This is a genomic window from Caballeronia ptereochthonis (assembly GCF_001545075.1).
GTDB lineage: Bacteria > Pseudomonadota > Gammaproteobacteria > Burkholderiales > Burkholderiaceae > Caballeronia > Caballeronia ptereochthonis.
In genome coordinates this window covers 1-3,345 of sequence record NZ_FCOB02000078.1, presented here as the reverse complement: position 1 = coordinate 3,345, position 3,345 = coordinate 1, and the positions used below count along the sequence as shown (strand labels likewise).

The window sequence follows — 3,345 nt, the reverse complement described above, 5'->3', positions numbered from 1 at the left end:
CCGACGCCCGCCGACGAAGCAGCCGCAGCACGAGCGAATGCAGAGCAGAACCAGCAGGTACAGCAACAACGCGAAGCGCAGCAGCGCGACGCCGCCGTGCAAGCGCCCGCAGTGCGCTCGACCGTTCCAACGGTCCAAGCGTTTCCCGAGCTGCTCCACGAATCGCCGTGCTTCCGCATCGACACGTTCGCGCTCGACGTGCCGGCGACCTTGCCCGACGTCGTGCGCGCCAAAGGTGCCTCCGCGCTGCCGCTCGATCGCTTCGCCTTCGCGCGTGCATGGCTCGACCACTACAAGGGGCAATGCATCGGCAAGGAAGGTATCAATGTGCTTGCCAAGGGATTGCAACAGGCGATCTTGAGCCGGGGCTATATCACCACGCGCGTCATGTTGCCCGAACAGGACTTATCGGCCGGCAGTCTCGAATTCGCGCTTGTCCCCGGCGTCATTCGTGAAATACGTCTCACCGAGCCGATTTCGTGGGGCACATTGCGCAATGCGTTCCCGACCGGTCCCGGCGAGGTACTCGACTTGCGCGACCTTGAACAAGGTTTGGAGCAAATGAAGCGCGTCGCCAGTCAGGACGTCGACATGAAGATCGAGCCGTCCGACATCCCGGGCGAAAGCGATGTCGTGCTTACGGTCAAGCGGTCGAAGCCCTGGTCGCTCGTCGCCTCGGTCGACAACTCGGGCAACCGCGCGACGGGCAAGCTGCAAGGCAATCTGAGCCTCGGCCTCGACAACCCGCTCGGTCTCAATGACATTCTGAGCCTCGGCGTGAATCAGGATCTGTACTTCGACGACAAGGGGCTCGGCTCGCACGGCTTCAACGGCTCGTACTCGGTGCCGTGGGGCTACTGGACCGGGACCCTCTTCGTCTACACGAACACCTACTATCAGCAGATCGCGGGTGCCGATCAGACCTTCGTGTCGAGCGGCAATTCGCAGACGGCGGGCGTCAAGCTCGCGCGCGTGCTGCGCCGGAGCCAGAGCGACGTGCTCGGCGGGTACGTACAGCTCTCGAAGCGCTTCGGCGAAAGCTTCATCGACGATACAGACATACCGATTCAGCACCGCAACAACACCTTCTTCGAAGCCGGCTTGACGGACCGGCACTACCTCGGCCGCGCGCAGTTCGATGGCACGCTGGCGTATCGGCAAGGCGTCGGCGGGTTCGGCGCTACGCCGGACCCATCGTTGCCATACGATCCGAACATCGCGCCGACGCCCGCCACCAAGCCGAGCGATCCGACGTATCGGTATCGCATGGCGGTGCTCGACATGAATCTGTCGTTGCCATTTGCGCTCGCGAATCAGGCGCTGCGCTACGTAACGACGTTCCACGGCCAATACACCAACGACACGCTGTTCTATGTCGACGACCTGACCATCGGCAGCCGCTACACGGTGCGCGGCTTCGACGGCGAGCAGATGCTGGCGGCCGAGCGCGGCTTTTACTGGCGCAACGAGCTCCAGGCGCCGCTCGGCGCGACGCGGCAAACGCTCTATGCGGGAATCGACTACGGACGCGTCTTCGGGCCGAACACCGCGTTTCTCGCGGGTACGCAGCTCGTCGGCGCGGTCATCGGCATCCGCGGCGGTCTACCGTCGAAATATGTCGGCTTGGGCTATGAGCTATTCGCGGGTACGCCGCTCTACAAGCCGTCCGCGTTTCCGACGTCGCGCGTCACCGTTGGATTCCAAGTGACGGCTCAGCTTTAACTCATCGCGAGGACGTCCTTGAGAGCCGATTCCGACACGATTAAGCATCATCCTTCGCTGAGAAAGTTGTACGAGCGCGCGGCCCAATTCGGTTGGCGTTGCCTGTCGCAAGAGTGGGCAGGCTACCCTGCGCGCTACAACTTTGAATGTGCCGAGGGCCATCGTTTCGATCTCCATGCGGCGACCGTGTTCTATCATCAACCTGGCTGTCCTGGATGCGAGGCCGACGCGATCCGTGAACGCTGGATGGCGTCGTTGGTGCAGCGCGGCGGCACGTTGGTGTCGGGCGCGTTCACCGGATTGCTGGAGCGCTATCGCTTAAGGTGTGGGAACGGGCACGAATGGGAAGCGCAAGGCCGCAAGATCAGCGCGGGCAACTGGTGTCCGCAGTGCCGCCATGCGGAGGCCGCGCAGCGCATGCGCAGCGCGGATGGTCTTGAACGGTTGAAGGAGGCCGCGCGCGCGAAAGGTGGCCGGTGCCTGGCGCGGCGTTATGTCGGGCGCACGGGCGAGTATGAGTGTAAGTGTGCCCAGCGACATCGCTGGAAGACGACGGGCGCGCATCTGTTGGCGGGCCATTGGTGTGCGCAGTGCGCGGCCCAGCAGCGTGGCGCGTCGCTGCGCACGATCGAGGGGCTTGAGAAGATGCGAGCGGCTGCCGAGGCGCACGGGGGCGTATGTCTGGCGCAGGCCTACACCGGTCGGCTGGCGCGGTATCGTTTTCGGTGCGCGCGGGGCCACGAATGGGAAACAGAAGGCGGCCTCGTGTTGAGTGGTCACTGGTGCAAGCGATGCGCGCACGATCAGCTGCGTTCGACGCTGGCGCAGATGCAGGCGGTAGCCCTCGCACGCGGCGGCCGGTGCCTGAGCACCGGGTATCGCAATAGCCGTGTGAAGCTGACCTGGGAATGCCATCGGGGCCACGTCTGGGAGGCGGTTCCTGGTTCCGTGAAGCAGGGAACGTGGTGCCCGAACTGCGCCGTGCTTGACCGGACGAAGAAGCGCGGCAAGCGCAAGCGTTACGACGTTGACGGATAGTCGCGTCGGCTATGGGGTCCTCACAGGTCGCGTCACATATTCGTGCGAATTTTAGACCGCAAAGGGAGAAAGGAGCTTTATGCGTACCTGAAAAATGCAGAGGACCGCCAGCAACGGCAGTCCGTACTCGTCGTGCCCCTTGCGAAGGCGTTCGGGATTCCAGCAAGCGTGTTGATGAATGTGGACTTGACGGGTGAAAGCTTGGAAAGTTTGCGCGAGCGCCTTGGCTTCGACCCTGCGGACGTCGAGCGGCGCGCGGCCAACACGCAAACTCTGATTGGCTCCCGGGTTGCCGCTGTGGGATTGCCCGGTCGAATCTCACAGGGTAGTGATATCACCTGTGCGCGCCCGCATTGCGCGGGCGTCACGGGCACAAGCAGCAACAGGGTTCAAACCTGCTCCGACGCACCACGCGCCGGAATTAGAAGGATCGACGCGCTCCCACCTGCCTATTTTAGGAGACTTTCCTAATTTTGATTGCGATTTGTCAGATGCCTTCAAATCTCCAAGGCAAAAAAAGCCCGCTCACTGGCGGGCTTCAAATACTCGACGGCCTTTGGAGATTGGTCGGACCGCTTACTTGGC

At 62.9% G+C, this 3,345-nt stretch carries 2 protein-coding genes; both read left to right on the top strand.

The window, feature by feature from the left end:
• Nucleotides 1-1,722, top strand: a 1,722-nt coding sequence (locus AWB83_RS35390; RefSeq protein WP_087050241.1) for a ShlB/FhaC/HecB family hemolysin secretion/activation protein, incomplete at its 5' end; no start/stop codon positions are given.
• An 18-nt stretch (nt 1,723-1,740) separates the two neighbouring features.
• Nucleotides 1,741-2,760 (top strand): hypothetical protein, encoded by a 1,020-nt coding sequence (locus AWB83_RS35385; RefSeq protein WP_244198003.1) that lies wholly within the window; start codon nt 1,741-1,743, stop codon nt 2,758-2,760.
• Nucleotides 2,761-3,345: the final 585 nt, after the last annotated feature.